Genomic DNA, 26,928 nt, shown 5'->3' on the forward strand with positions numbered 1-26,928 from the left:
GGAGCTTACAAGTTATAAAGTGCTCGCACAGTAAAACATGTTCGGTTCTTCTTCGGGAGGATCGAGTCAGTTTTCTGAGAGTGAGCGACCGCTCGAAAGAGCGAGGTGCTTCGGCACCACACAGGTATTGAACTGAAGAGTTTGATCCTGGCTCAGATTGAACGCTGGCGGCATGCCTTACACATGCAAGTCGAACGGCAGCACGGGAGCAATCCTGGTGGCGAGTGGCGAACGGGTGAGTAATACATCGGAACGTGCCCTGTCGTGGGGGATAACTAGTCGAAAGATTAGCTAATACCGCATACGACCTGAGGGTGAAAGCGGGGGACCGYAAGGCCTCGCGCGATAGGAGCGGCCGATGTCTGATTAGCTAGTTGGTAGGGTAAAAGCCTACCAAGGCGACGATCAGTAGCTGGTCTGAGAGGACGATCAGCCACACTGGGACTGAGACACGGCCCAGACTCCTACGGGAGGCAGCAGTGGGGAATTTTGGACAATGGGGGCAACCCTGATCCAGCAATGCCGCGTGTGTGAAGAAGGCCTTCGGGTTGTAAAGCACTTTTGTCCGGAAAGAAATCCTCTGGGTTAATACCTCGGGGGGATGACGGTACCGGAAGAATAAGCACCGGCTAACTACGTGCCAGCAGCCGCGGTAATACGTAGGGTGCGAGCGTTAATCGGAATTACTGGGCGTAAAGCGTGCGCAGGCGGTTTTGTAAGACAGGCGTGAAATCCCCGAGCTCAACTTGGGAATGGCGCTTGTGACTGCAAGGCTAGAGTATGTCAGAGGGGGGTAGAATTCCACGTGTAGCAGTGAAATGCGTAGAGATGTGGAGGAATACCGATGGCGAAGGCAGCCCCCTGGGACGTCACTGACGCTCATGCACGAAAGCGTGGGGAGCAAACAGGATTAGATACCCTGGTAGTCCACGCCCTAAACGATGTCAACTAGTTGTTGGGGATTCATTTCTTCAGTAACGTAGCTAACGCGTGAAGTTGACCGCCTGGGGAGTACGGTCGCAAGATTAAAACTCAAAGGAATTGACGGGGACCCGCACAAGCGGTGGATGATGTGGATTAATTCGATGCAACGCGAAAAACCTTACCTACCCTTGACATGCCACTAACGAAGCAGAGATGCATCAGGTGCTCGAAAGAGAAAGTGGACACAGGTGCTGCATGGCTGTCGTCAGCTCGTGTCGTGAGATGTTGGGTTAAGTCCCGCAACGAGCGCAACCCTTGTCTCTAGTTGCTACGAAAGGGCACTCTAGAGAGACTGCCGGTGACAAACCGGAGGAAGGTGGGGATGACGTCAAGTCCTCATGGCCCTTATGGGTAGGGCTTCACACGTCATACAATGGTGCGTACAGAGGGTTGCCAACCCGCGAGGGGGAGCTAATCCCAGAAAACGCATCGTAGTCCGGATCGTAGTCTGCAACTCGACTACGTGAAGCTGGAATCGCTAGTAATCGCGGATCAGCATGCCGCGGTGAATACGTTCCCGGGTCTTGTACACACCGCCCGTCACACCATGGGAGTGGGTTTTGCCAGAAGTAGTTAGCCTAACCGCAAGGAGGGCGATTACCACGGCAGGGTTCATGACTGGGGTGAAGTCGTAACAAGGTAGCCGTATCGGAAGGTGCGGCTGGATCACCTCCTTTCACGTGAAGCGTTGATGAGACGCTGCAGTACAAAACACGATACCGGGTTGTGATTGTATCAACYGAAATGTATTTAAGTGATCGAAAGATGACTTGGAATACGGCACAAATGCGAGAACTCATCCTGTAGCGACGTGCGCTCAAGYAATTGAGACACACTCGTTATAGGGTCAAGCGAACAAGTGCATGTGGTGGATGCCTTGGCGATCACAGGCGATGAAGGACGCGGTAGCCTGCGAAAAGCTTCGGGGAGCTGGCAAACAAGCTTTGATCCGGAGATGTCCGAATGGGGAAACCCGGCCCGWATGGGTCATCCCTGACTGAATACATAGGTCAGGGAAGCGAACGCGGCGAACTGAAACATCTAAGTAGCTGCAGGAACAGAAATCAACCGAGATTCCCAGAGTAGTGGCGAACGAAATGGGAAGAGCCTTGTACTCTTTAGCAGTGTTGTTAGCAGAACGGTYTGGAAAGGYCGGCCATAGCAGGTGATAGCCCTGTATGCGAAAACAGCGTTGTGGAACTAGGTGTACGACAAGTAGGGCGGGACACGTGAAATCCTGTCTGAAGATGGGGGGACCATCCTCCAAGGCTAAATACTCGTGATCGACCGATAGTGAACCAGTACCGTGAGGGAAAGGCGAAAAGAACCCCGGGAGGGGAGTGAAATAGATCCTGAAACCGCATGCATACAAACAGTCGGAGCCCCGCTTTAAGCGCTTTCGGCGATTTTCACGGTAGTGAAAATCGTCAAAAGACTCCAGTGTGAAATAGCACCACTGRCGCGCAAAGCGGTTTAAGCGCGAGAGCGCTTAAAGCGGGGTGACGGCGTACCTTTTGTATAATGGGTCAGCGACTTACATTCAGTGGCAAGCTTAACCGATTAGGGAAGGCGTAGCGAAAGCGAGTCCGAATAGGGCGTTCAGTCGCTGGGTGTAGACCCGAAACCAGACGATCTATCCATGGCCAGGTTGAAGGTGCGGTAACACGTACTGGAGGACCGAACCCACTAACGTTGAAAAGTTAGGGGATGAGCTGTGGATAGGGGTGAAAGGCTAAACAAGTCTGGAAATAGCTGGTTCTCTCCGAAAACTATTTAGGTAGTGCCTCGTGTCTCACCTTCGGGGGTAGAGCACTGTCATGGTTGGGGGGTCTATTGCTGATTACCCCGCCATAGCAAACTCCGAATACCGAAGAGTGCAATCACGGGAGACAGACATCGGGTGCTAACGTCCGGTGTCAAGAGGGAAACAACCCAGACCGCCAGCTAAGGTCCCTAAGATTGGCTAAGTGGGAAACGAAGTGGGAAGGCTAAAACAGTCAGGAGGTTGGCTTAGAAGCAGCCACCCTTTAAAGAAAGCGTAATAGCTCACTGATCGAGTCGTCCTGCGCGGAAGATGTAACGGGGCTAAGCCAGTCACCGAAGCTGCGGATGCGTGCATTCCTTTAAGTGCACCTTGCTTGTCGATGCGCAGCATCGACAAAGCGCCCAACAGTGATGTTGGGTAGCAAGTGAAGTGGATTTAAAGGAGTGCACGCATGGTAGGAGAGCGTTCTGTAAGCCTGTGAAGGTGTCTTGTAAAGGATGCTGGAGGTATCAGAAGTGCGAATGCTGACATGAGTAGCGATAAAGGGGGTGAAAAGCCCCCTCGCCGTAAGCCCAAGGTTTCCTACGCAACGTTCATCGGCGTAGGGTGAGTCGGCCCCTAAGGCGAGGCAGAGATGCGTAGCTGATGGGAAGCAGGTTAATATTCCTGCACCGTCGTATGATGCGATGGGGGGACGGATCGCGGAAGGTTGTCCGGGTGTTGGAAGTCCCGGTCCCTGTATTGGAGAAGGCGCTTAGGCAAATCCGGGCGCGGAATTCAAGGATATGGGGCGAGCGGCCTAGTGCTGCGAAGCAATTGGAAGTGGTTCCAAGAAAAGCCTCTAAGCTTCAGTCATACGAGACCGTACCGCAAACCGACACAGGTGGGCGAGATGAGTATTCTAAGGCGCTTGAGAGAACTCGGGAGAAGGAACTCGGCAAATTGGTACCGTAACTTCGGGATAAGGTACGCCCTTGTAGCTTGACTGGCCTGCGCCAGGAGGGTGAAGGGGTTGCAATAAAATGGTGGCTGCGACTGTTTAATAAAAACACAGCACTCTGCAAACACGAAAGTGGACGTATAGGGTGTGACGCCTGCCCGGTGCCGGAAGATTAAATGATGGGGTGCAAGCTCTTGATTGAAGTCCCGGTAAACGGCGGCCGTAACTATAACGGTCCTAAGGTAGCGAAATTCCTTGTCGGGTAAGTTCCGACCTGCACGAATGGCGTAACGATGGCCACACTGTCTCCTCCCGAGACTCAGCGAAGTTGAAGTGTTTGTGATGATGCAATCTCCCCGCGGCTAGACGGAAAGACCCCATGAACCTTTACTGTAGCTTTGCATTGGACTTTGAACCGATCTGTGTAGGATAGGTGGGAGGCTTTGAAGCGTGGACGCTAGTCTGCGTGGAGCCGTCCTTGAAATACCACCCTGGTTTGTTTGAGGTTCTAACCTTGGYCCGTGAATCCGGRTCGGGGACAGTGCATGGTAGGCAGTTTGACTGGGGCGGTCTCCTCCCAAAGTGTAACGGAGGAGTTCGAAGGTACGCTTGGTACGGTCGGACATCGTACCTAAAGTGCAATGGCAAAAGCGTGCTTAACTGCGAGACCGACAAGTCGAGCAGGTGCGAAAGCAGGACATAGTGATCCGGTGGTTCTGAATGGAAGGGCCATCGCTCAACGGATAAAAGGTACTCTGGGGATAACAGGCTGATACCGCCCAAGAGTTCATATCGACGGCGGTGTTTGGCACCTCGATGTCGGCTCATCTCATCCTGGGGCTGTAGCCGGTCCCAAGGGTATGGCTGTTCGCCATTTAAAGAGGTACGTGAGCTGGGTTTAAAACGTCGTGAGACAGTTTGGTCCCTATCTGCCGTGGGCGTTGGAATCTTGACGGGGGCTGCTCCTAGTACGAGAGGACCGGAGTGGACGTACCGCTGGTGTACCTGTTGTCTCGCCAGAGGCATCGCAGGGTAGCTATGTACGGAAGAGATAACCGCTGAAAGCATCTAAGCGGGAAACTCGCCTGAAGATGAGGATTCCCTGGAGGCTTGACCTCCTTGAAGGGTCGTTCGAGACCAGGACGTTGATAGGCTGGGTGTGGAAGCGCAGTAATGCGTTAAGCTAACCAGTACTAATTGCCCGTAAGGCTTGATCCTATAACCAGTGTGTTTCTCCTGGTATGACGTATCGCGTGCCGCTAGCAAAGCTCGGCCGATACCTCGCAACCTGACTACATCCCTATTTGCTGTGCTGGCTCAACCCCAGCCTTGCGATGGCCTGAATGCACGGTGCCTTTGCAGTCATCGTGCCAGCCGGCATAATTGCTCTGTTTCCATATACCTCTAATCGCCCCGGATGCCAGCCGAGAGCAACATTTCATGGTTTCTCTACCTGCTCGAATGCGAAGGTAATACCATCTACACCGGCATCACGACCGATGTGGAGCGTCGTTTTGCCCAGCATCAGGCAGGAACCGGCGCCAAATACACGCGTTCACGCAAGCCGATCCGGATCCTCGCCTGGCAGGAATTCGAAAACCGCTCGGAAGCCTCGAAGGCCGAGGCTGCCGCCAAGCGCCTGAATTCAGCGCAAAAGCGCGCATTATGCGCGATGTTGTCGGAAAATAACGATCCCGGGCAAATGACTGCGGCCAGCTAGTACGCCGCGGACTCCAGAGTTCCCACTTCCTTTCCTTCCCTTAAGTCTGGTTTAAGGATGGCCCCTTAGCATGGTCCTGTCGCGTCCCGGCTCGAGGACGCCCAAGGTAACTCAGGAAAGGAAGACGCCATGATCCGCCAGACACTAGCCCGCTCTGCCATCGGTATTGCTGCCCTGGCTGCGCTCGCCGGGGGGTATACCTATCTGCAGAAGGAAGTCATCACGCCGGGATATGCCGCGCAGGCGCCCGCGACGGCATCGTCGCAGCCAGTGGCCGTGGCCACCCCGGCTGATTTTTCGGGCATCGTCGACCAGTACGGCCCTGCCGTGGTCAATATCAGCGTGACCGCGCGCGCGCAGCGCACCTCGGCGCAGGTGCCGCAGGGCATGGACCCCGACGACCCGCTGTTCCAGTTCTTCAAGCGCTTCGGTCCGCAGTTCCAGGGTCCGCAGAGCGGCCAGCAGCAGCTGGTGCGTGGCCTCGGCTCGGGCTTTATCATCAGCCCGGATGGCCTGATCATGACCAATGCCCATGTGGTGGACGGCGCCCAGGAGGTAACCGTCAAGCTGACGGACCGCCGCGAGTTCAAGGCCAAGGTGCTCGGTGCGGATGCGCAGACGGACGTCGCCGTGATCCGCATCGATGCGAAGAATCTCCCGACGGTGCGCCTGGGCGATCCGTCGCGCGTGCGCGTGGGCGAACCGGTCCTCGCCATCGGATCGCCTTACGGTTTCGAAAACACGGTGACCGCCGGCATCGTCAGCGCCAAGTCGCGCTCGCTCCCGGACGACACCTATGTGCCGTTCATCCAGACCGACGTTGCCGTCAATCCCGGCAATTCGGGCGGCCCGCTGTTCAACCAGCGCGGCGAGGTGATCGGCATCAACTCGCAGATCTACAGCCAGACCGGTGGCTACCAGGGACTCTCCTTTGCGATTCCGATCGACGTGGCCAGCAAGGTGCAGGCGCAACTGGTCGCGCACGGCAAGGTTACGCGCGGCCGTCTTGGCATCGGCGTGCAAGAGGTAAACCAGGCCCTGGCGCAATCGTTCGGCTTGCCGAAGCCCAGCGGCGCGCTGGTGAACTCGGTCGAGCCTGACAGCCCCGCGGCGAAGGCCGGCGTCAAGCCGGGCGACGTGATCGTGCAACTGGGAAGCGACGTGATCGATCATTCGGGCGACCTGCCCGAGCACGTCGCCGACCTCGCGCCGGGCACGCAGACTTCGCTCAAGGTGATCCGCAAAGGCGAGCCCGTGACCCTGACCGTCAAGATCGGCACGGCGAAGGATGCGGCTGTCGCCGACAAGAGTCCCGCCAACAATGCGGGTGGCAAGCTCGGCCTGGCGGTGCGTCCGCTGAGCCCCACGGAGAAGCGCGACAGCGGCATCGACGGCGGCCTGGTCGTGGAGGATGTCGCGGGCCCGGCGGCCAAGGTAGGCATCCAGCCCGGCGACGTCATACTGTCGATCAACGGCACGCCGATCAGTTCGGCGGATCAGTTGCGCGCGCTGGTGTCGAAGTCCGGCAAGCAGGTCGCCTTGCTGGTGCAGCGCGATGACGCCCGTATTTTCATCCCGCTCGACCTCGGTTGAGCGTCGTTGGAAGCGTGGTAAGCCGCCGCCGAAAGCGCGGTGATAATCGAGTCGGAAAACGTGAGCGGGCCGGTAAACGCGTATACGTTTACGTATACGCGGACGTATACGCGGACGTATACGCCAGGTATACGTCCGGCCCGCCAAGCCTTGCTGGAAGCCGAATTCCGGTGCAAATAGGGCTGTCAGAACGCGCTGTAACAGGTATTATCTCGACTGCGACGCAAGACACGCCGCGACGGCTGCAGGCCCTTGTTGCGAATTCGTCTTGCTGACTCGAAGACACAAGGAAGTCTATGCAGTTGGATTTCACCCGCGCGTCCGCGATCACGGGTACCGAAAGAGCGCGGCGCCTGCCGCAATCGACGCCCTCTCCGCGCCGCCGCAAGAAAGCTGAAGCCCCGCACTGGGAGCGTGGCTACCGTTCGCACTTCTACCGCAATGAGCGTGGCGAGAAGCTTGGCGAGGTACGCCTGTCAGATCGTGGCGAGCTGCCGGTTGTCTATCACTGGGCCGCCGGCAACTATTCCGGCGCGGAAGGCTCGCTCGTGCATGCGCGCATGCGTGTGGAAGAAACCATCGGCTTCGGCATGCGCCAGCTGCCGCTGTTCTAAGCGCAGGACTCCGATGTCGCCGGCGGCTTTGCCGGCAGATGCAGTGCCCGTATCGCGCAAGCGCGCCGCAGCGATCCAGCCCGGCCACACGCATTGCCCACGGCAAGCCGCCAAGCGGTGACGCCCGCCTCACCATCCCCGCGGCACGCACGCCGTATCCGAACCAGTCCCTGCCGCTCTCCGTTCAGTCGCGCTCCGTTCAGTCCAGGCGTCTCTGAGCCAGCATGAAGGCCGCAGCGGTCAACGCCAGCACCGCGATCAGCCGGTACAGGTCCTCGCACGCAATCAGCCGGGCCTGCGAGTCGACCAGGCTGGCGAGTTGCGCCATCGCGGCCTGGTGCGCACTGCCGGCATCGAAGCCGCGCGCGCTCCAGCCCGCCTGCACCGCGTCCAGCCATTGCTGTGCCTGTGCGGTGTGCTGGCCAAGGGCGCCGGTCAGGCTGGTGTGCACGGCGAACTGCCGGTTCTGCAACAGTACAGCGCCCAGCGCGGAGGCAAACGAGGCAGCGATCTGGCGCAGCAGATTCTTGCTGCGATAACCATGCGCGAAGTCTTCCTCGGCCAGCGAGCGGAAGGTCAGGCCCGCGATGGGGATGATCACCATCACGCCAAACAGGCCCTTGCCGATCAGCCCGGCGATCAGCGCCTGCGTACCGGCGTCCGGCGGCATCGACGAAAACCACCATGCCGCGCCTGCCATCAGTAGCAGCCCGCTCGCCATCAGCGGCTTCTTGTGCGGCAGCTTTGGCGCCACCCGCAGATAAACCACGATGCCGGCCAGGCTGACCATGGCGGCAAAGCTGTTGAGCCAGCCGGTGGTGGCCAGCGGCATGCCCAGCGCCTGTTCCGCGTAGATCGGGAACACGTAGGCGCTCAGGTTGCTGATCAGATAGTAGGCGAAGTACATCCCCAGCCCGGTCAGGTAGACGGGGTTGCGCAGCGCGCGCACGCGCAGCACTGGCGCGCTGTGGTGCCATTGCTGCCAGAGGAACCAGCCGAACAGGCCGACCCCGACCGCGCCGATCGCCACCAGTCGCAGCGGGTGCGAAAAGACGTCGAAGCGGGCCTCGGTCAGGGCGGCCTGCAGCGACACTACCGCCGCGCCGAACAGCAGCAGCGGGCCAAGCGCGGGGCCCTGGTCGTCGTTGCCCGGCTCCGCATCGGGCAGCAGCAGCCACGCGCCCAGCGCCGCCAGCGCCGCGAAGGGCAGCGCGCCGTAGAACACGTCCTGCCACACGCCGCGCTCGATCAGTTCCGCCGCCAGTGCCGGCGCCACCGCGGAGGCCGAGAAGATGCCGAGCATGAAGATGCGCGCCGCGCGGGGCCGGTCGGCCGGCGCGAACATCACATTGACCAGGATGCGGCAGCTCGTAAACAGCGCGCCGCCACCGACGCCCTGGACGAAGCGCGCGCCCACCAGCTGCGGCAGCGAATGGCTGGTCGCCGCCGCCAGCGTGCCCGCCATGAAGATCAGCAGCGCGCCGGTGAGGTAGTAGCGGTAGCCGAAGCGCTGCGCCAGCCATTGCTGCTTGAGGATCATCAACATGCTGCCGACCGCGTAGGCGGCCTGGACCAGGGCGAAGCTGCGCGGGTCCGCGTCCACGCCGCCGACGATGTGGCTGGACGCAAACACGAACATGATGTTCTCGAGAAACTCGACCGAGGTGGCCAGCGCGAGCAGCAGCATGACCAGTGTCTGCCGCTGCCGGCGGCTGAGCAGGCGCAGCCAGCGCAGCCCGAGCCGAAGCGGGCGCAAGGCAGAGCCTGATCTCATGGCTCCAGCGCGAGCAGGTTCTTGTGCATGCGGTTCAGGGCCCGCGTGGTGGTGCCCAGGCCGCTGTCTCCCAGTGGCTGCCAGGCTTCGGCGTAAGCGGCGTGCACCGCCGGTGCGGCACGTTCGAGCAGGCGCAGGCCGGCCGCGGTGAGCACGAGCTCGGTGCTGCGGCGGTCCTGCGTGGAAGCATTGCGGCGTACCAGCCCGCGCGCTGCCAGGCTGTCCATCAGGCGTGTCATCTGGGTGCGGGTGGCGTCGAGCGTCAGCCCTAGCTCGGACGGCAGCGTCGGCTGGGCGTCATCGGTGGCGAGCATGCTGATCGCCAGGTATTGCTGGAGGTCCAGCTCGAACGGTGCAAGTGCCCGGTCGATATGGTCGCGCAGCAGGCGCGCCGTGCGCAGCAGCAGCCGCGAGGCCAGGATCAGGTCACGCGGTGCCTCGGGGTGGCTGGCACAAAAGCGTTCAATGCGGTCTTCGAACGACATGGAGGCGTAATGCTTCTGGTGATGCCGGCGCAAGCGGGTGCTGCACTGGCGAATTGATTTCGTATGAAATTATATCACTTGAAACAAGTCGCCGAGATGACGGGCGGCTCGGCAGCTTCATGCGCCCCGCGGGGTGCGGTGGAGTTGCCGCAGGGCCCGGCGCAGCGCGGCCAGCTCGGCCGTACGCAGCGCCGGCGCAAGTTGCCCGTAGSGCAGCCTGACATAGCGCTGGTTGAAATCGTGCACGGCGCGGGCGGCGGCCGGCCAGGCGAGCGCCGCGCGTTCGGCGAAATCCTGCGGCCCCTCGGAAGGCGAGCGTACGCACCCGTGGCGTGCCAGTTGCCGGCAGAAGCGCGCATAGAGCGCCTGTACCGGATCGGTCTCGCGGCGCCGGCGCATGAGCGGCACTAGCCCCAGCAGGCTGAGCGCGGCCAACCCGCCGAGCAACGCCTGCGGCAGGCTGTCGCCGACGCCTATCCGATGCATGAACCGGGCCTGCTGGCCGCGATCGTATTGCAGCACCCAGCGCTGCCAGGTGTAGACCATGCCATCCATGCCCCAGCGCAGGTTGCGCAGCCAGCCCGGGTCGCGTACCGCGCGCAGCGCCTCGATCTCGCTGGCGTCGAGCGCCGCGTCGATGCCGCGCTCGACGCGGCTCGGCGCCACCGCGCTGGTGGGATCGACGCGCACCCAGCCGCGTCCGGCCAGCCAGATCTCCGCCCATGCGTGCGCATCGGCCTGGCGCACGATGTAGTTGCCGCCGATCGGGTTGTACTCGCCGCCCAGGTAGCCCGTGACCACCCGCGCCGGCACGCCCGCCGCGCGCATCAGGAAGACGAAGCTGCTGGCATAGTGCTCGCAGAAGCCGCGGCGGGTGTCGAACAGGAAGCTGTCGATCTGTTCGCGCCCGAGCGGGGCGGGCGACAGCGTGTAGCCGAACGGCGCCGCCGCGAACAGCTGCAGCGCGGCCTGCGCGCGTTGCGCAGGCTCCGGATAGCGCTGCGCCCATTCGGCGGCAAGCGCGCGGCTGCGCGGGTTGCCGGGCGGCAGCGAGAGCGCCAGTTGCAGTGCCTGCGGATCGAGCGCTTGCGCTGCGCCCGGCGCCGAGCGCGCGCGATAGCGCAGGCGCCGGTCGACCGCGTCGCGGACGAAAAACTCGCCGTCGGCATTGATCGTGGCGCCGGCTTCGGCAGCGATGGCCTGGCCGCGGTCGAGCAGGAACAGCCACGGGTGCTGGCTGGGTTCGAGCGTGATGCTGTAGTCGATCACGCCGGTCGCCGCCGTGTTCGCGGCTGTGCCAGCCACGGTGTCCGTCGCGTCGGCAGCTGGCGGCAGCCCCGGCGCGGGCTGCGCGGCGCGTTGCCTGCCCGGCGCCGGGCGCCAGGTCTGGCCGTCGAACTGCCAAAACACCAGCGCCCGCCAGTACAGGGCGCCGGCCGGCAGCGGGCCGCCTTGCACGTCGGCGCGCAGCGCCACTTCGGTCGACTGCGTCAGCTGGCTCACGCTGCCGGGGCTCATGGTGTCGCTGATGCCGGTGGCGGCTACCGCCTCGGCCTGCGGCAAACGCCACAGCGGTCGGTCCAGGCGGGGAAACAGCACGAACAGCACCAGCGCCCACGGCAGCCCGATCAGCGTCAGCCGGCCTAGCAGCGGCCATACCGCGAGATAGCCGCGCGCCTCCGGATGGCCCAGGAACAGCCAGTTGCGCAGCAGCCAGGCAGCGATGGCGAGGCCATACAGCGCCAGCCAGAAAGGCTGGTCGAACAGGTACAGGCTCAGCAGCAGGTAAAAGCAGAGCTGCGTCACCAGCGTGGCGTCGGCCAGCACGCGGCACTCGAGCAGCTTGAGCACGACGAAGGCGCCGAGCAATGCCACCGAGAGATCGCGGCCTATGTTGCCGCCGGCCTGCCACGCCAGCGCCGCGGCCACCAGCAGCACCAGCCCGGCGGTCAGCCCGAGCATCAGGCGCGACGGCAGCGGCGCGCGCTGGCGCCAGAGCAGCCAGCGCCAGCCCATCAGCAAGACCAGCAGGACGCTGATGGTGACGGGCAGCCCGCGTGCCTGCGGCGCCAGCACCAGCGCCAGCTGCCCGAGCAACAGGCCGTGCTCTTCGTGGGCGAGCGCGCGCGGCGGCGCTTTCATCGCGGGCTTTCCGGCGCGGGCTGTCCCGGCTTGCCAGGCCACAGCGCCAGCGCCTCGAGGCAGGCGCGGCGATGCGGGCCACCGCGGCCGGGCGCGATCTCCACGCCGGGCAGCCGCAGGCCGATCTCCACTGCATCGCCCGCGGCCAGTACCCATGCGCACAGGCGCGACAGCCGTGCCTCGTTGCCCAGGGCGGGCGGCATCGAATGCCATTCGAGCCAGCAGGACGGCTGGCTGCCGGACTGCCCGGTGCGACTCAGCCAGCGCCCGGTGCGCGCGCTGTGCTTCCAGGCGATGCGGTGTAGCGGGTCGCCGCTACGGTAGCGCCGCAACTGGTCGGTACCGTCGTCCGACACCAGCGTGGACGCGCCATCCTCGTCCGCCTGCGTGGCGAACGGCAGCGGCGGTGCGCCGGCCTCGGGCAGCGGGTAGACCAGGGCGGCCAGCGGCAGGTCGGCGTAACTCCATACCCGGAAGAGGTTGAACGGAAAGCGGCTCGACAGCGTCACGCGCGGCAGCGCAAGCCAGCCGCGCCGGCTGGTGGGCAGCCGCAGCGTGAGCGTGCCCGCGGTGCCGCGCGCCAGGCTCAGGCTGGCCGGCGGCGCTCCGGCCTGCGCCGGCAGCGTGGCTTCGATGCCGATGCGCACCGGCGCATCGTCGCCGGCGACGCCCGCCACGCGCAGGCTGAACGCAGCGGACTCGCCGACGAAGACCGGCGCGGCGCTGGCGCCGGCCACGGTCATGTCGAGCAGGTTGCGGTAGGCCTGCCACATGCAAGCCATGCCGATGCCGCCCAGCAGGAAGGTGAGGGCGAAGCCGAGGCTGATGTTGTAGTTGAGCGAAGTCAGCAGCATGGCCAGCAGCAGCAATGCAAAGCCGAGGCCCGCGCGGCTGGGCAGGATATAGAGATGCTGGCGGTCGAGCGTCACCACGCCTTGCCGGGGCGCGCGCCTGCGCCGCAGCCACGGCGCCGTGGCTGAGGGCCATGGCTTGCGGCCCGGCGCACGTGCCGGGGACGGCCGCGGCGGGCTATGCGGCGAGAGCGGCCGGCTGCGCGACATCGCGGCTCAGGGAATGGCAACGTCGGCCAGCAGCCGCGCGATGGTCTCCTGTCCCGCGCCGGCGCCGCTCGCGGGCAGCAGCCGGTGGCCGGCCACCGGCTCGAACACCGCCTGCACGTCTTCCGGCAACACCATGTCGCGCTGGTGGAGCAGGGCCCAGGCCCGCGCGCAGGCCAGCAGCGCAAGGCCGGCGCGCGGCGACAGCCCGGCCGCAAAGCCAGGATGCGCGCGGGTGGCCTGCACCAGCGCCAGCGCATAGTCCACCAGGGCGGGGCCGGCATAGACCTGCGCCGCGGCCTGCTGCAGCGCCGCCACCTGGTCCGAATCCATCACGGGAGCGGCGGCCGCGGGCGCCGCGCCGCCGAGGTACAGCACACGCTCGAAGGCCGCATCGGGGTAGCCCAGCGACAGCCGCATGGTGAAGCGGTCGAGCTGCGACTCGGGCAGCGCGTGGGTGCCGATCTGGTCCAGCGGATTCTGCGTGGCGATGACGAAGAACGGCGAGGGCAGCGCATGCGTGACGCCATCGTGCGTGACCTGGCCTTCGGCCATGGCTTCGAGCAAGGCGCTCTGCGTCTTGGGCGTGGCGCGGTTGATTTCGTCGGCGAGTACCACCTGCGCGAAGACCGGCCCGCGATGGAAGCGGAATTCGGCGCTGTCGCGCATATACACGGAGACGCCGATCAGGTCCGCCGGGAGCAGGTCGCTGGTGAACTGCACGCGCTGGAACTGCAGGCCGAGCGTGCGCGCCAGCGCATGGGCCAGCGTGGTCTTGCCCACGCCGGGCAGGTCCTCGAGCAGCAGGTGGCCGCGCGCCAGCATGCAGGCCAGCGCCAGGCGGAGTTGCCGGGGCTTGCCCAGGACGATGCGGCCAAGCTGGGCTTCCGCCTCGGAGAGCGAGGCGACGATGCGGGGGCGAGCGGTCACTGGAGGCCTGCGGGTCGGATCGAGGACCCGGCCATTGTAGCGGCGCGCGTGTACCGGGGAACAGTCTGTTTGCGCACGTAGCGAGGGCTACTGGCGGGCCGGCTTGCGCCAGATCACGCCGGATGGCGCGGCTTCTGGCATTATCGAAGCTGTCAGCCCTGCCAACCCACATCCGCTGCAATGAACTCCCCCCTCGCCGCATCCCCGGGCGCCGCTGCTTCGGCGGCAGCCCAGGCCTCCGCCATCGTTCCCGCTCCCGCCGAACTGGAAGCGCTGAACCGTGCCTTCCATGCCGATGGCTTTATCGTGCTGCGTGGCTTTGCGCCGCCCGAAGTCTGCGACCGCCTCGAGCAGGTCACGCGCGCGCAACTGGCCCAGGCGGCAGCGCCGGTGGAATACGAAGCCGAACTCGGTTATCCGGGCGCGCCGGCCAGCCGCGATGCGGCGGGCGGCGGCACCGTGCGCCGCCTGCGCCAGGCTTACGGGCGCGACGAAGCCTTCCGCCAGTGGGCAAGCGACCCCGCGGTGACGCAGGTCGTGTCGACGCTGCTGGGCGAGCCGGTCTGCCTGACGCTGGCGCACCACAACTGCGTGATGACCAAGCATCCGCACTATGGCAGCCAGACCGGCTGGCACCGCGATACGCGCTACTGGTCGTTCGCCAGTCCTGAACTGGTGACGGTGTGGCTGGCGCTGGGGCGCGAGGACGAGAGCAACGGCGTGCTGCGCGTGATTCCCGGCTCGCACACGGTGGCGCTGGAACCGGGGCAGCTCGACGCGGCGGAGTTCCTGATCGAATCGCACCCGGCCAGCCAGGCTTTGCTGCGCGGCGTGCGGCCGCTGGCGCTGGCGCGCGGCGACGTGCTGTTCTTCGACAGCCGGCTGTTCCACAGCGCGGGCCGGAACAGTTCCGAGGCGGTCAAGCTGTCCGCGGCCTTCGCGTATTTCGGCGCCAGCAACCATCCGTTGCCGGGCACGCGCTCGGCCGAGTTCGGCAGCGTCGCGCTGCCCGCGGGCGAGGCGCGCTGAGCGCGCTCTCTCAGGTTCGCAGGCTGATCAGGTTCGAGATCTTCTCGGACGCCGCCAGCAGCGGCGGCAGGAAACTGGCGGCCATCTCGTCGGCGCTGGTGCGGTTGGCCTGGCCGCTGATATTGATGGCGGCGATGATCTGTCCCGCGCGGTTGCGGATGGGCGCCGCCAGCGACACCAGGCCCTCCTCGAGTTCCTGATCGTTGAGCGCCCAGCCGCGCTCGCGGATGCCGGCGACGATGGTCTTGAGTGCCGCGGGATCGGTGACCGTGCGACTGGTRCGGGCGCGCAGGTCGGWGGCGCSCAGCACGCGSTCCAGCTCCGCRTCCGGCAGGCCSGCCAGCAGCACGCGGCCCATCGACGAGCAATAGGCCGGCAGGCGGCTGCCGATGGACAGGTTGATGGTCATGATCTTGCGTGCCGGCACGCGCAGCACGTAGACGATCTCGGTGCCATCGAGCACCGAGATCGAACAGCTCTCGTGCACCTCCTGCGAAAGCGCCTCCATGATCGGCTCGGCCAGGTTCCAGAACGGCATCGAGGTCAGGTAGGCGAAGCCGAGGTCCAGGATCTTGGGCGTCAGGCGGAACAGGCGCCCGTCGGCGCGCACATAGCCCAGCCCCACCAGCGTCAGCAGGATCCGGCGCGCGCCGGCGCGCGTCAGGCCGCTGGCCTGAGCGATCTCGCTCAGCGTCTGGGCCGGATGCTGGGCATCGAAGGCGCGGATGACCGAAAGGCCGCGTGCGAAGGACTGCACATAGGTATCGCTCGGTTTTTCCTGGGCCGGTGCTGCGGGGTCCGCGCCGGCGCCGGCGGCAGGGTTGGCTGGATTGTCTGGAGCGGCAGGGCTGGCCATCGGTCGGTTCGGCCGAACGCCGAATATGCACGGAAAGGCCGAAAGGGTAGAGGAAATGCGCGCCGCGCGCCAGTGTTGCCCTGCGCGGCCGCAGCGCGTGCCGCATAATGGCGCGCGTCTGGAAACATAGTTTGGAAAAGGAAGACCGGCCTGGTGAACGAGACAATCCAGTGGAACGATTGGGAAGCCTTCTGCTGCGTGGTCGAGCAAGGCACTTTCACGGCAGCGGCCGAGCAGCTCGACTGCCCGAAGTCCCGGGTCTCGGCGGCGGTGGCACGGCTGGAAGCCGCCATCGGAGCCAAGCTGCTGCAGCGTACCACCCGGCGCATGCGTCTGACCGACGCCGGCAGCGCCGTGTACCGCGATGTGGCGCCGCTGTTCGCGCGGCTGCGCGAGATCCGGCAGGAAACGCTGGCGCGCGAGGAGCGCGTGCAAGGCGTGCTGCGTATCGCCACGCCGTACGAGTTCGGTGCGCAGCGCCTGGGCGGCGTGATCTGTCATACGCTTGCCGCCCACCCGGCCCTCGATGTGAAGGTGGAAATCTGCCAGGGCATGGTCGATCCCATCCGTGACGGCTTCGATGTCGCCTTCGTCGCGGTCGATAACGACCTGCCCGACTCCGGCACGGTGGCGCGGCGCATCTATCACGTCGAACGTGGCTTGTTCGCGGCGCCGGCGCTGGCCGCCAGCCTGCCGCAGCAACTGCAACCGGAGGACCTGTCCAACCTGCCCACGCTGACCACGCCCGGGGACGGGATGTGGGAGTTCATGCGTGGCGAGGAACGCGTGTCCGTGCCGATCCGCCCGCGCATGCAGACTTCCAACGCGGAATTGCGCCTGCAAGGGGCGCTGGCCGGACTTGGCATCGCGCGGTTGTCAGAGGCTTATTGCGAGGCGGAGGTCGCGCAGGGGCGGCTGGTCAAGGTCATGCCGGACTTCCTGACGCCGCCGCTCCGGGTCTTTGCCCTGCTGCCGGACCGCAGGCTGCAGCCGCGCAAGGTACGCGTGTTCATGGAAGCCGTGGAGGCCATGATGGCGGCCTCCGACCTGCAGGGCCAGCTGCGCGAGGACGGCTGAGCTGCTGCGGCGCGCCCAAAACGAAACAGCCGCGCCCGGCCCGTGAGGGCTGGCGCGGCTGCATGACCGGCTGGCAGGCCGGCCTTGGCCTGCTGCTGTTGTCTCTTCCGTCCCGGGGGATGCCGTTGTGCTGTGCTCAGGCGCCGTCGCTGAAGCTGCTGCGCGCATCGCTCACGCTGCGGGCACCGTCGGTGAACGCATCGCGCTGGCCGGTCAGCGCGCCATCGGTGAACGGGTCGCGCGGGCCTTGGCGTGCGCCGTCGGTGAAAGCGTCGATCTGGCGGCCGATGCTGCCGTCCAGGCGGGCCAGGTCCGAGACCGGCGTGCTGGCGTGCGCGGAAGCGGCGGCCAGCGACAGGCCAATGGCGCAGAGTAGGGTTGCGGCGAGGGTGCGGGGCTGTGCGAGGGTCTTCATGGAGCTTTTCTTCCTGGGCTTATCGTGATGCTTAGTGGCGTGCGCCACGTTGCCCGTAATGTATGCTGCCGGCTTCCCAGGAAAAAGCCCTAATCCTCGAAACACTGTCCAACGTCATGGACAATGGTAGTCCTGCATGCCGCTGGCGACGGGCCAGGCGAAGGCTCGCCGGCGCCCCGGCAGGCACCTTTGGCAGCCCCTCAGCGTCAATTCAAGTGTTCTGGGCTGCTCATGCGCCACTCGCGCCCCGCCAATGTGTCCTTCAGAGCCCGAATCAGAGCCCGAATCAGAGCCCGAATCAGAGCCCGAATCGGGCGCCGAACAGCCCCGCGCCCAGGCGGGCGATGATCATCAGCAGGATCTGCGCGATCACGAACAGCACCAGCGGCGAGATATCGAAGCCGCCCAGGCGCGGCACCACGCGGCGGATCGGGCGCAGCAGCGGTTCGGTCAGGTGGTTGATGGCAGGGGTGACCGGCGAATGCGGGTTCACCCACGACAGGATGGCCATCAGCAACGTGACCCACATCACCATGCTGATGCCCCATTTCAGCACGTTGAGCAGCGAGATGAACACCAGCAGCGGCAGCAGGGTGGACGGATCGGCGCCCGACAGCATGATCACCAGCAGCAGGAACACGATCGCGGTCAGCCATGCGCCCAGCAGCGTGGCCCAGTCGATGCCACCCAGGCCGGGGATGATCCGGCGCAACGGCCGCACCAGCCAGTCCGTGATCTGGAATACACCCTGCGAAACCGGGTTGCGGGTTGGCAGGCGCGTCCATTGCATCCAGACACGCAGCAACAGCGCCATGCCGAACAAGGTGAAGACGGTATCGAGCAGGAAGAGGGCGATTTCCGTGAACATCGGTTTCGGTTCCGTGGCAATGAAAGGTGTCGGCAGTCGGGAGTGTCTGCGGACGCACAGATTCTGCCATACCCGCACCGGTGCCGGTCGAAATGCGGGCGCATGCATGCCGGCTTGCTGCCGCAGCCCCAAGGGACGGCCCCGGGCACAGCCCTATAATGAGCGTCGAGCCAAGATCACAGCGCAACGACGCTGCCCGCCATGACCCGTCAGCCTGCCGCCTCCAAACCGCTTGCCAAGCAGGATTTCGAGGCGCTTTCCGATTTCCGCTACCAGCTGCGGCGTTTCCTGCGTTTCTCGGAGGACGCGGCCCACAACGAAGGCCTGACCGTGCAGCAGTATCTGCTGATGCTGCATATCCGCGGCTGCGCCGACAAGGACTGGGCGTCGATCGGCGAGCTGGCCGAGCGCCTGCAGGCCAAGCAGCATGGCGTGGTGGCGCTGGTCAATCGCTGCGAGGCAGCGGGCCTGGTCAAGCGCAAGGCCAATTCGGACGACCGCCGCATCGTGGAAGTGCATCTGCTCGCCAAGGGCGAGCGCTTCCTGAACCGGCTGGCGATGCTGCATCGGAGCGAGCTGGAGTCGCTGCGCGGCACCTTCCGCGTGGCGCGCCTGACCCAGTTCAACGACGACGGCGCGGAGCGCGGCTGAACGGGCGCATCGCGGCGCCGCGCACGCGGCGTTACAGGCAGTTACCAATCACAAGCCTCGGTGACACCCGCGGCGCCCTGCCGGCCCTAGACTCGCGCGCATCACAACACGCGACTACCGCAGGAGCCACCGATGTCTTTCCCCTTTTCTCCCCTTCGTACCACCGTGCTGGGTTTGCTTGCCGCCGGTGCCCTGGCCGGCTGCGTGACCGCGCCATATGGAGGGTATGGCGCAGGCTATGGTGGCTACGGGGCCGGCAGCACGCAGGCCAGCGCAGGCTATCCGGTTGCCTATCCGCAGCAGGGTTACCCGCAAGCAGCCTACCCGCAGCCGGGCTCCCAGCCTGGCTATCCGCAAGACAGCTACCCGCAGCAAGGCTACCCGCAGCAGAGCTACCCTCAGCAGGGCTACCCTCAGCAGCAGTATCCCCAGGCCGGCTACCCGCAGACCAGCCCTGCCGAGGGCGGCTATGACGCCTATGGCGTGCGTTACGGCCAGGTCGAATCGATCGAGATGGTGCAAGGGCAATCGCCGGGCGGCGGCGTCGCCGGCGCGCTGATTGGCGGGGTGGTCGGTGGCCTGCTAGGCCACCAGGTCGGCGGCGGGCGTGGCAACACGGTGGCGACCATCGGCGGCGCCGTCGCCGGCGCGGTGGCCGGAAACGAAGTCGAGAAGCATGCCAATACGGCGCCGCCGGCTTACCGCATCCGCGTGCGCACCACCGACAACGGCTATCTCACGCTGACCCAGTCGACGCCGTACAACCTGCGCAACGGCGACCGGGTCAAGGTGCAGAACGGCGTGGCGATGCCGTACTGACGGCGCGGCGGCATCAGGCGCTGAACAGGCTGGCGTAATCCTCGCGCAGCTGGCGCTTGAGCAGCTTGCCTGCCGTGTTGCGCGGCAGGTCCGCCACGAACACGATGCGCTTGGGCACCTTGAACGGCGCCAGCGCCGCGCGCGCATGGGCGAGCAGCGTTTCTTCGCCTGCGTGCGCGTCGCGCTTTAGCACCACGCAGGCGGCCACCGCCTCCACCCACTTCGGATGCGGCAGGGCGAACACGGCCACTTCCGCCACTGCCGCATGCTGGTACAGGCACTCCTCGACCTCGCGGCTCGAGACCAGCACGCCGCCGGAATTGATCACGTCCTTGATGCGGTCGACCACATAGAGATAGCCTTCCTCGTCCATATAGCCCAGGTCGCCGGAATGGAACCAGCCGCCGCCGAACGCCTCGGCGGTCTGCTCCGGCTTGTCCCAGTATTCGGTCAGCAACTGCGGCGAGCGGTGCACGATCTCCCCAAGCTCACCGGGGCGCGCATCGCGCATCGTCTCGTCGACGATGCGCGTTTCCACATTGAGCACCGGGCGACCCGCGGAGGCTGGCCGTTCGCGATGCTCTTCCGGCCCCAGCACGGTGGCCAGCGGCCCGATCTCGCTCTGCCCGTAGCAGTTGAACAGGCGCAGCGCGGGCAGGCGTTCGCGCAACTCCTGTAGCACCGGCAACGGCATGATCGACGCCCCGTAGTAGGCCTTGGTGAGGCTGCCAAGCTGGCGCGGATCGAACTCCGCGTGGCGCAGCAGCGAGATCCAGACCGTGGGCGGCGCGAAGAAGCTGGTGATGCCGGCCTCGCGCACCGTGCGCAGGCAGAAGCCCGGCTCGGGGGCCTGCGCCAGCAGGCAGGTGCCGCCCATCAGCAGCAGCGGCATCAGGAACACATGCATCTGCGCCGAGTGGTAGAGCGGCAGCGCCGCCAGCGAATAGTCTTCGGCCTTGATATCGCAGGTGGCGATGGCGCTCATGTACTCGGCCAGCAAGGCGCGATGCGTTAGCACCGCGCCCTTGGGCGCCGAGGTGGTGCCCGAGGTGTAGAGGATCTGCGCCGGCATGGCTTCGTCCAGCGTGGCGAGGATCGCGCCGGCGGCCCCATCGGCGGCGGCCAGCACATCGTGCGGGCCTCCGCCATACAGGCTGCCAGTCACGTTGCAGGGCAGGCCGTCCACCAGCGGCACCAGCGCCGGATCGGCAAACAGCGCGCTGGCGCCGGACTGGCTGACGATGTACTCCACCTCGCCGCGCGTCATCGAGAAATTCACCGGTACATGGATCAGCCCGGCGCGCAGGCAGCCCAGCCACAGCAGCACATAGGCATCGGAATTCTTGCCGAACGCCGCCACGCGGTCGCCCRGACGCAGCCCCCAGCGCTGCAGCGCGGCCCCCACGCTGGCGCTGGCCGCTTCGAGCTCGCGATAGCTCCAGCTGCGTTCGCCGAAGCGCAGCGCGGTCTTGCCGGGGCTGCGCCGTACCGCGCGGGCAAGGGCATCGGGGATGGTGTTGCGCAGGACGCGCTGCTGCTCTGACTGCATGGTGGTCTCCGTCTTGTCGTTAAGGTCCAGCAAGTCTTGAGCCGCTGCCGCCCGGCTCGCGCCAGGGCGCGCGCAGCGCGATGGCGGCAAGGTCGGCGGCGTCGGCGAACGTCGGCCAGCATACGGGCCGCAGGGATTCGGTGCAAGGCACACCGGGGAGGGGGTGGGCGCGGGCGGAGACGCGGTGCGAGAGGAGGGACGGCCCGCGCCGGGAGCATCGTGGCGCGGGCATGCAGCCGGCTGGCTGCCGAGGTGCGACGCTGCGCGGCTTACAGCGCGCCGGCCAGGAAGGTCAGTGCGCGGCCATGCGCGAGCACTGCCGAAGGCTGGTGATAGGAGCCGCGCGCCCAGCAGTTGAAGCCGTGGTCGGCCTGCTGGTACACATGGACTTCCGCGCGCGGGTTGCCCGCCACGGCCGCACGCACCTTTTCGACGGCCTCAGCCGGGATGTGCGCGTCGAGCGCGCCGTAGTGGAACTGCACCGGCACCTTGATATTGGCGGCCTCGTGCAGGTTGTTCTGGATGCCGCCGCCATAGTACGGCACGGCTGCGTCGACCAGCCCGCGCGCGGCGCTCAGGTAGGACAGCAGGCCGCCGAAGCAGTAGCCCACCGCGGCAATCTTGCCGCCCGCGCCGATCTGCGCGCGCAGCGCCCCGGCGGTGGCGGCGAGATCCTTGAGCGCCAGCTCCACGTCGACCTTCTGGCGCAGTTCCATGGCGCGCGCCATGTCGTCACCGGAGTAGCCCAGCTCGACGCGCGGCGCCTGGCGCCAGAATACGTCGGGAGCCAGCACCACGTAGCCATCGAGCGCGTACTGGTCCGCCACGGCGCGGATATGTTCATTGACGCCGAAGATCTCCTGCACCAGCACGATCCCGGACGCGTTGGCGGTCTTGCCGGCCGGCGGCAGGGCAAGGTAGGCATCGAAGGCGCCGCCTTCGGTTTCGACGCGGATCCATTGGCTATTGTTCGACATGGGGGCTTGCTCCATCGTTAGTGAGACAGATAACAGAGGTGAGGCCAGGCAAGGCTAGCGTGGCGATGCGGCGGCGCCGTGACAGGCTGGCTGGCCCGCCGGTGCCGCGGCAAACCGCCAGTGTGCCACTTTCGCGGCTTTCAGGTACGCGGCCGGCAAGGCGCGCCGCCATCGGCCCTTCCTCAGTCCGCCAGGCGCACGCCCGGCAGGAACTCGATGCCGGTGCGCCGGACCAGTTCACTGTAGGAAATCGGCTTGCCCGGCCGGGCTTCGTCGGTGTTCTCGATCCAGTGCGCCCACGCGCGGTTGGCCGACGGGTCGTAGACCAGCTTGTAGAGATACTTGGGTACCCAGACGTTGTCGTTGCCGATGGTCTGGACCTTGCCTTCGAAGAAGGGGCCGGAGATCACGTACACATCGCCGCTGGCACGCAAGGCGTACTTGCGCGTCGCCTTCTCGATGGAGGCCCACGCCTTGCGATTGTTCTGCGGTGCCTGGGGAACCATGTTGGCGAGCGAGAAACTCTGCGCCATGGCCTGGGCGGTCGGCTGGTCGGCCGCCGGCGAGAGGTGGCCGCGGTCGTAGCCGCTGCCCTTGTAGTCATCGAGTTCGGCGCGTTCGGCGCGCGGCAGGCGCGCGTCGGCGAAGAAGCGGTCGGTCCGTTCCTCGTCCTTCGCGTCGATCAGCTGGCTGCGCGACAGCCGCTCGGCCACGTACAACGGCGTCTTGCTGCGGCCGGAGTGGAGCACGGCGAAGGCGTCGTAGCAAAGTTCGCGCGCCTTGATCTGCGGGTCGCTCTGCACCCTGGGCGCGGCGCTGCGGGCGAAGAACTGGGGGCATTGCGCAAAGCCGGGCGCGCTGGCGCCGGCTGCGCGCGGTGCCGGCGCGGCATCCATGTCCATGCCGCGGGACTTGGCCATGGCGGGCGGCGCGACTGCTGCCGCCACGGCAAGGAACAGGGTCGTCAGCACGGTTGCTGCTGCTTTTGTCGTGATCGTCGCTAGTGTTGTTGCTGTCTTCATTCTTCGTGTCGGGAAACGGGCAGCCCGCGCAAGGCGGCCGCAAGGGCGCAGTGGCAGGCCATGCGGCACCCGGGCTTGCAAGCTGCCCGGGCCGCGGGCGTCGCGCATTCTGCCAGAGTGCCGCGCAGTGCGGCATGGCGCGGTGGCCGGCGCCTTTTATAATCGCGCTTTCGCGTCATCGTCACGCGCACGCATACAAGGCGTCCACACAACCATGCTCAACCGGCTCGAAATGCTGAGGATCTTCTGCGCGGCGGCGGAGTCGGCGTCGTTCAAGGCGGCTGCCGCGCGGCTCGGCACGTCGCCGCAGACCGTGACGCGCGCCATCCAGGATCTCGAAGAGGCGGTCGGCGAGCCACTGTTCCACCGCAACACGCGCCAGATCCGCATCACGGCCGCGGGCGAACGGCTGGCCGAGCGCGCCCGCGCGGCGCTGCTCGACGTGGACAGCCTGTTCGCGCATCCGGCCAGCCGCTCCGACAGCGAGCTCAAGGGCGTCGTGCGCATTACCGCGCCCAGCACGCTGGGCCGCCAACACCTGCTGGTGGCGCTGCGGGCACTGGCCCTGGCGCATCCCGGCATCACGCTGGACATCCGGCTGTCCGACCAGATTGCCGACGTGGTGGACGACGAGATCGATATCGGCCTGCGCCTGGGCATGTTCCGCGACCAGCGCCTGGTGGCGCGCATGACCACCCGCGTGGCCTTCCATGTGGTGGGCACGCCGGAGCTGATCGCGCGGGTGGGCAAGCCCGCCGGCCTCGCCGACCTGGCGGCATTGCCTGTCACCGGCCTGATCGACCGCAGCACCGGCCGCGCCTGGCCCTGGTACTTCGCCCAGGGCGAGCAGTTCACGCCGCGCTCGCCGGCCTTCCTCAGCGACGATCCCGAGACCGAGATGGAGGCCATCCTCTCGGGCCTCGCATACGGTCAGCTGCCAGACTACCTCGCCCAGCCTCACCTGCGCTCGGGCCGCCTGGCCAGCGTGCTGGAACGCTACGCGCCGGCGCCATGGGGTTTGTATATCTACCGGTCGCGGCGCAGTCCCGTGCCGATGCGCATCCGGCTGGTATTCGATGCGCTGGTCGCCTATTTCGGCAATATGGCCGCGGCGCATGCGTCCTGAGCGGCCATCTCTGGTATTCCAATTATTGGAATTCTGAAATCAAAACATTTCCATTTTTGTTGATTCATGCGCCAGACATAATGACTTCGTCGGCAGGCACCACGCTTGCATTCCACGGAGCAAGAGCATGAGCAAGGGTATCGAAGGAAAAGTCGTCGTCATCACCGGCGCAAGCAGCGGACTGGGTGAGGCAACCGCGCGCCACCTGGCCGGGGCAGGTGCCTCCCTGGTGCTGGCGGCGCGCCGCGGCGACCGCCTGGAAGCGCTGGCAGCGGAGATTCGCGCCAAGGGTGGGCGCGCGGAGACCGCCGTGGTGGACGTCAGCCGCCGCGCGGACGTGCAGGCGCTGGTGGAGAAAGCCGTGGCCGCCTTCGGCCGCGTCGACGTGATGGTCAACAATGCCGGCCTGATGGCGATCGCCCCGATGAGCGAGGGCAAGGTCGACGAGTGGGACCGCATGATCGACATCAATATCAAGGGCGTGCTGTACGGCATTGCCGCGGCGCTGCCGGTCTTCCAGAAGCAGGGCGCGGGGCATTTCATCAACATCGCCTCGGTTGCCGGCGTGAAGGTCTTCAGCCCGGGCGGCACTGTCTATAGCGGCACCAAGTTCGCGGTGCGCGCCATTTCCGAAGGGCTGCGCCATGAGGTGGGCGGCGCAATCCGCACCACCGTGATCTCGCCGGGCGCGGTCGACTCCGAACTCAAGCTCGGCAGCAGCCACGCGCAGAGCACGCAGGCGGTCAATGAGTTCTACCAGCAGGCGATTCCGGCGGATTCGGTGGCGCGCGCGATTGCATACGCCATCGAGCAGCCGGCGGACGTGGATATCAACGAGATCGTGCTGCGCCCGGCGGTACAGGAATTCTGAGCCGGTGACCGGGCGGCGGGACAGCGCGGCTGCCGTGTCAGGCGGCGCGCGGTGTCTTGCGGGTTCGCATGCCCGAAGGGCGGACCTGCTGCAGCGTGCGCAGGCTCTGGATGGCGTCTTCGATGGCTTCGATGCCTTGCGTTAGGCGGTCGCGCGCAAGGCCCAGCGCGGTCTGCGTCTCGGCATCGAAAATGGCCAGGTGATCGAGGGAGTCGACTTCAGCCTGCAGTTGTCCGACCAGCCGTCTTAGCTGGGCGGTGCTGTGTGAAGCGGTGGAGCGTATTGCCATTGCGGTCTCCGAAAAGGCAGGGCGCACATTCGTAAGGTAGAACGTATGTGGCGGAAAGGACAAACACTTTCGCCGCCCCATTCATCTGATTCACGCGCCCTGCAACAGTTCGCGTCGACTATGCACGAACGCGCGCGCCGTCGCCATGCCGCAGGTCATAGTGGCATGAACCTTGCCGCCCGGATTCTCGTATGCCGCAAGCGGCGCAAGCCGCCGCCCCACCGCGCATGCTCCTCTCGCTTGGGCTTTGCCGTGCCCGCTGCCTATGATGAAGAGGCGTATCTGGCGCGCCGGGATGCCCCGGGGCGCCGGTATAACTTGCGGCCAACGAACGCCAAGGAGACGGACATGTCAAGCCACACTTACAAGCTGGTCGAGATCGTGGGCTCCTCGCCGGACAGTTGCGATGCGGCGATCCGCAGCGCCATCGAAAAGGCCAGCGAGACCATCCAGCATATCGACTGGTTCGAAGTGGTAGAGACACGCGGCCATATCGCCGACGGCAAGGTGGCGCACTTCCAGGTCACGCTGAAGATTGGTTTCCGCGTGAGCTGAGTGCCCGCGCGGCGGCGTCCGCATGGCCGAACAGCCGGTTGAGGGCGGCATCGGGCGCGTCGCGCAGGAACGCGAGCATCTTCTCGATAAAGGGGGCATTGGCGGTCCGCGGTACCTCGCGTACCCAGCGGATGGCTTCGCCATCCTTGCCGCACAGGGCGAGCGCGCGCGCGTAGTTGAACTGTCCACGGAAGTCGCCGGCTACGGCCGCGCGGCGATAGTAATCCATCGCCATGGCCGCGTCGCGTTCGACTTCCCAGCCGTCTTCGTAGAAGCCGCCCACGATATTGAGCGACTTGGCATGTCCCATGCCGGCGGCGCGCTCGTACCACGCCAGCGCGTCGGTGCGGCTGGCGGCGATGCCGCGGCCGAGCACGAGCGCGGTGGCCAGGTTGTACATGCCCCATTCGGAGCCGCGTTGCGCCGCCAGCGTGTACCACTGCGCGGCCGCGTGATCGTCCTGCGTGGTGCCCCAGCCGTTTTCGTAGCAGCGCCCCGCCAGGTTGGCGGCGCCCGCGTGTCCGGCATGGGCCGCGTACTTGAACCAGGCGAAGGCGCGGGCCTCGTCGCGCGGCACGCCGTGGCCGGCGAGAAACCACTGGCCCAGGATCATCTGCGCGTCGAGGTTGCCTTGCACCGCCGCGCCGCCCAGCCAGGGCAGCGCCAGGTGCGCGGGCTCGCGCAGTTTGCCGGCCAGCCCGGCAGCGCCGAGCTGGTCCAGTTCGCCGGGGGAGGCGATGCGAAAGGGCAGTGTGTCCATGCGAAGAGTGAAAGGAAAAACGGCACACCGCGCCGCGCGGGGCGATGTGCCGTGTCAGG

At 65.7% G+C, this 26,928-nt stretch carries 23 protein-coding genes and 2 rRNA genes; 12 read left to right on the forward strand and 13 right to left on the reverse strand.

Annotated features, from left to right (window positions below; all coding sequences use genetic code 11):
- The first annotated feature begins 129 nt into the window (after window positions 1-129).
- The 5 genes from AC1DK4_RS33450 to AC1DK4_RS33470 all read left to right on the forward strand — a co-directional run bounded on the left by AC1DK4_RS33450 (window position 130) and on the right by AC1DK4_RS33470 (window position 7,616).
- Window positions 130-1,661: ribosomal RNA gene (locus tag AC1DK4_RS33450) — 16S ribosomal RNA — on the forward strand.
- 168 nt (window positions 1,662-1,829) lie between these two features.
- Window positions 1,830-4,907, forward strand: a 23S ribosomal RNA gene (locus AC1DK4_RS33455).
- Together the 16S and 23S rRNA genes form the textbook arrangement of a ribosomal RNA operon.
- A gap of 199 nt (window positions 4,908-5,106) precedes the next feature.
- Entirely contained in the window at window positions 5,107-5,409 is a 303-nt protein-coding gene (locus tag AC1DK4_RS33460) for a GIY-YIG nuclease family protein (protein ID WP_441650226.1), read from the forward strand.
- A gap of 129 nt (window positions 5,410-5,538) precedes the next feature.
- Window positions 5,539-7,002 (forward strand): DegQ family serine endoprotease, encoded by a 1,464-nt coding sequence (locus AC1DK4_RS33465; protein ID WP_441650227.1) that lies wholly within the window; start codon window positions 5,539-5,541, stop codon window positions 7,000-7,002.
- Window positions 7,003-7,298: 296 nt separating this feature from the next.
- A complete protein-coding gene (locus AC1DK4_RS33470; RefSeq protein WP_441621841.1) occupies window positions 7,299-7,616 on the forward strand; it encodes a hypothetical protein in 318 nt (105 codons plus the stop codon).
- Between the two features lie 199 nt (window positions 7,617-7,815).
- Here AC1DK4_RS33470 and AC1DK4_RS33475 read toward each other — a convergent pair whose 3' ends face one another.
- The 5 genes from AC1DK4_RS33475 to AC1DK4_RS33495 all read right to left on the reverse strand — a co-directional run bounded on the left by AC1DK4_RS33475 (window position 7,816) and on the right by AC1DK4_RS33495 (window position 14,005).
- The gene (locus tag AC1DK4_RS33475; protein WP_441650228.1) at window positions 7,816-9,390 is read right to left on the reverse strand and encodes an MFS transporter; all 1,575 of its coding nucleotides are present in this window, start codon (window positions 9,388-9,390) and stop codon (window positions 7,816-7,818) included.
- The gene (locus tag AC1DK4_RS33480; RefSeq protein ID WP_441621844.1) at window positions 9,387-9,875 is read right to left on the reverse strand and encodes a MarR family winged helix-turn-helix transcriptional regulator; all 489 of its coding nucleotides are present in this window, start codon (window positions 9,873-9,875) and stop codon (window positions 9,387-9,389) included. The genes AC1DK4_RS33475 and AC1DK4_RS33480 overlap by 4 nt, the downstream gene beginning before the upstream one ends.
- 117 nt (window positions 9,876-9,992) lie before the next feature.
- Window positions 9,993-12,017 (reverse strand): transglutaminase TgpA family protein, encoded by a 2,025-nt coding sequence (locus AC1DK4_RS33485; protein ID WP_477132038.1) that lies wholly within the window; start codon window positions 12,015-12,017, stop codon window positions 9,993-9,995.
- Complete coding sequence (locus AC1DK4_RS33490) at window positions 12,014-13,078, reverse strand: DUF58 domain-containing protein (RefSeq protein WP_441650230.1); 1,065 nt, start codon at window positions 13,076-13,078, stop codon at window positions 12,014-12,016. Before AC1DK4_RS33490 ends, AC1DK4_RS33485 begins: the two co-directional genes overlap by 4 nt.
- 6 nt (window positions 13,079-13,084) lie before the next feature.
- On the reverse strand, window positions 13,085-14,005 hold the full coding sequence (locus AC1DK4_RS33495; protein ID WP_441621850.1) for an AAA family ATPase: 921 nt from the start codon (window positions 14,003-14,005) through the stop codon (window positions 13,085-13,087).
- 180 nt (window positions 14,006-14,185) lie between these two features.
- Between AC1DK4_RS33495 and AC1DK4_RS33500 the strand changes: the two genes are divergently transcribed.
- A complete protein-coding gene (locus AC1DK4_RS33500; RefSeq protein ID WP_441621852.1) occupies window positions 14,186-15,034 on the forward strand; it encodes a phytanoyl-CoA dioxygenase family protein in 849 nt (282 codons plus the stop codon).
- Between the two features lie 10 nt (window positions 15,035-15,044).
- Here AC1DK4_RS33500 and AC1DK4_RS33505 read toward each other — a convergent pair whose 3' ends face one another.
- Complete coding sequence (locus tag AC1DK4_RS33505) at window positions 15,045-15,890, reverse strand: IclR family transcriptional regulator (protein WP_477132039.1); 846 nt, start codon at window positions 15,888-15,890, stop codon at window positions 15,045-15,047.
- A 153-nt stretch (window positions 15,891-16,043) separates the two neighbouring features.
- Here AC1DK4_RS33505 and AC1DK4_RS33510 point away from each other — a divergent pair, with 153 nt between their 5' ends.
- Window positions 16,044-16,967, forward strand: coding sequence for a LysR family transcriptional regulator (locus tag AC1DK4_RS33510; protein WP_441621856.1), 924 nt, complete (start codon window positions 16,044-16,046; stop codon window positions 16,965-16,967).
- A 136-nt stretch (window positions 16,968-17,103) separates the two neighbouring features.
- Here the strand turns inward: AC1DK4_RS33510 and AC1DK4_RS33515 are convergent, their stop codons facing one another.
- Window positions 17,104-17,382, reverse strand: coding sequence for a hypothetical protein (locus tag AC1DK4_RS33515; RefSeq protein ID WP_441621858.1), 279 nt, complete (start codon window positions 17,380-17,382; stop codon window positions 17,104-17,106).
- A gap of 298 nt (window positions 17,383-17,680) precedes the next feature.
- Window positions 17,681-18,250, reverse strand: coding sequence for a YggT family protein (locus AC1DK4_RS33520; protein WP_441621860.1), 570 nt, complete (start codon window positions 18,248-18,250; stop codon window positions 17,681-17,683).
- Window positions 18,251-18,451: 201 nt separating this feature from the next.
- Between AC1DK4_RS33520 and AC1DK4_RS33525 the strand changes: the two genes are divergently transcribed.
- Together AC1DK4_RS33525 and AC1DK4_RS33530 are read left to right on the forward strand one after the other, a co-directional pair.
- Window positions 18,452-18,901: a MarR family winged helix-turn-helix transcriptional regulator gene (locus tag AC1DK4_RS33525; RefSeq protein WP_441621862.1), complete on the forward strand. Its 450-nt coding sequence runs from the start codon at window positions 18,452-18,454 to the stop codon at window positions 18,899-18,901.
- Between the two features lie 132 nt (window positions 18,902-19,033).
- The gene (locus AC1DK4_RS33530) at window positions 19,034-19,720 is read left to right on the forward strand and encodes a glycine zipper 2TM domain-containing protein (RefSeq protein WP_441650233.1); all 687 of its coding nucleotides are present in this window, start codon (window positions 19,034-19,036) and stop codon (window positions 19,718-19,720) included.
- 13 nt (window positions 19,721-19,733) lie between these two features.
- On the opposite strand, the gene AC1DK4_RS33535 is transcribed toward AC1DK4_RS33530, so the two are convergent.
- The 3 genes from AC1DK4_RS33535 to AC1DK4_RS33545 all read right to left on the reverse strand — a co-directional run bounded on the left by AC1DK4_RS33535 (window position 19,734) and on the right by AC1DK4_RS33545 (window position 23,166).
- Window positions 19,734-21,269 (reverse strand): fatty acyl-CoA synthetase, encoded by a 1,536-nt coding sequence (locus AC1DK4_RS33535; protein WP_477132040.1) that lies wholly within the window; start codon window positions 21,267-21,269, stop codon window positions 19,734-19,736.
- 269 nt (window positions 21,270-21,538) lie between these two features.
- Window positions 21,539-22,246: a dienelactone hydrolase family protein gene (locus tag AC1DK4_RS33540; protein WP_441621868.1), complete on the reverse strand. Its 708-nt coding sequence runs from the start codon at window positions 22,244-22,246 to the stop codon at window positions 21,539-21,541.
- Between the two features lie 182 nt (window positions 22,247-22,428).
- Window positions 22,429-23,166, reverse strand: coding sequence for a DNA/RNA non-specific endonuclease (locus AC1DK4_RS33545; RefSeq protein ID WP_441650240.1), 738 nt, complete (start codon window positions 23,164-23,166; stop codon window positions 22,429-22,431).
- A gap of 316 nt (window positions 23,167-23,482) precedes the next feature.
- On the opposite strand from AC1DK4_RS33545, the gene AC1DK4_RS33550 reads away from it, so the two are divergent.
- Both AC1DK4_RS33550 and AC1DK4_RS33555 read left to right on the forward strand, forming a co-directional pair.
- Window positions 23,483-24,394, forward strand: coding sequence for a LysR family transcriptional regulator (locus AC1DK4_RS33550; RefSeq protein WP_441621870.1), 912 nt, complete (start codon window positions 23,483-23,485; stop codon window positions 24,392-24,394).
- Window positions 24,395-24,521: 127 nt separating this feature from the next.
- Window positions 24,522-25,265 carry an SDR family oxidoreductase gene (locus AC1DK4_RS33555; RefSeq protein ID WP_441650235.1) on the forward strand — a complete coding sequence of 248 codons (744 nt, stop codon included), beginning with the start codon at window positions 24,522-24,524 and terminating at the stop codon, window positions 25,263-25,265.
- 37 nt (window positions 25,266-25,302) lie between these two features.
- On the opposite strand, the gene AC1DK4_RS33560 is transcribed toward AC1DK4_RS33555, so the two are convergent.
- The gene (locus tag AC1DK4_RS33560) at window positions 25,303-25,554 is read right to left on the reverse strand and encodes a hypothetical protein (protein WP_441621874.1); all 252 of its coding nucleotides are present in this window, start codon (window positions 25,552-25,554) and stop codon (window positions 25,303-25,305) included.
- Between the two features lie 348 nt (window positions 25,555-25,902).
- On the opposite strand from AC1DK4_RS33560, the gene AC1DK4_RS33565 reads away from it, so the two are divergent.
- Window positions 25,903-26,109, forward strand: a complete 207-nt coding sequence (locus AC1DK4_RS33565) for a dodecin (protein WP_441621876.1) — start codon at window positions 25,903-25,905, stop codon at window positions 26,107-26,109.
- On the opposite strand, the gene AC1DK4_RS33570 is transcribed toward AC1DK4_RS33565, so the two are convergent.
- Window positions 26,078-26,869 (reverse strand): tetratricopeptide repeat protein, encoded by a 792-nt coding sequence (locus AC1DK4_RS33570; RefSeq protein ID WP_441621878.1) that lies wholly within the window; start codon window positions 26,867-26,869, stop codon window positions 26,078-26,080. The two genes, AC1DK4_RS33565 and AC1DK4_RS33570, sit on opposite strands and share 32 nt — an antisense overlap.
- Between the last annotated feature and the right edge of the window lie 59 nt (window positions 26,870-26,928).

The sequence above is a fragment of the Cupriavidus sp. 05N38 genome (genome assembly GCF_056397345.1).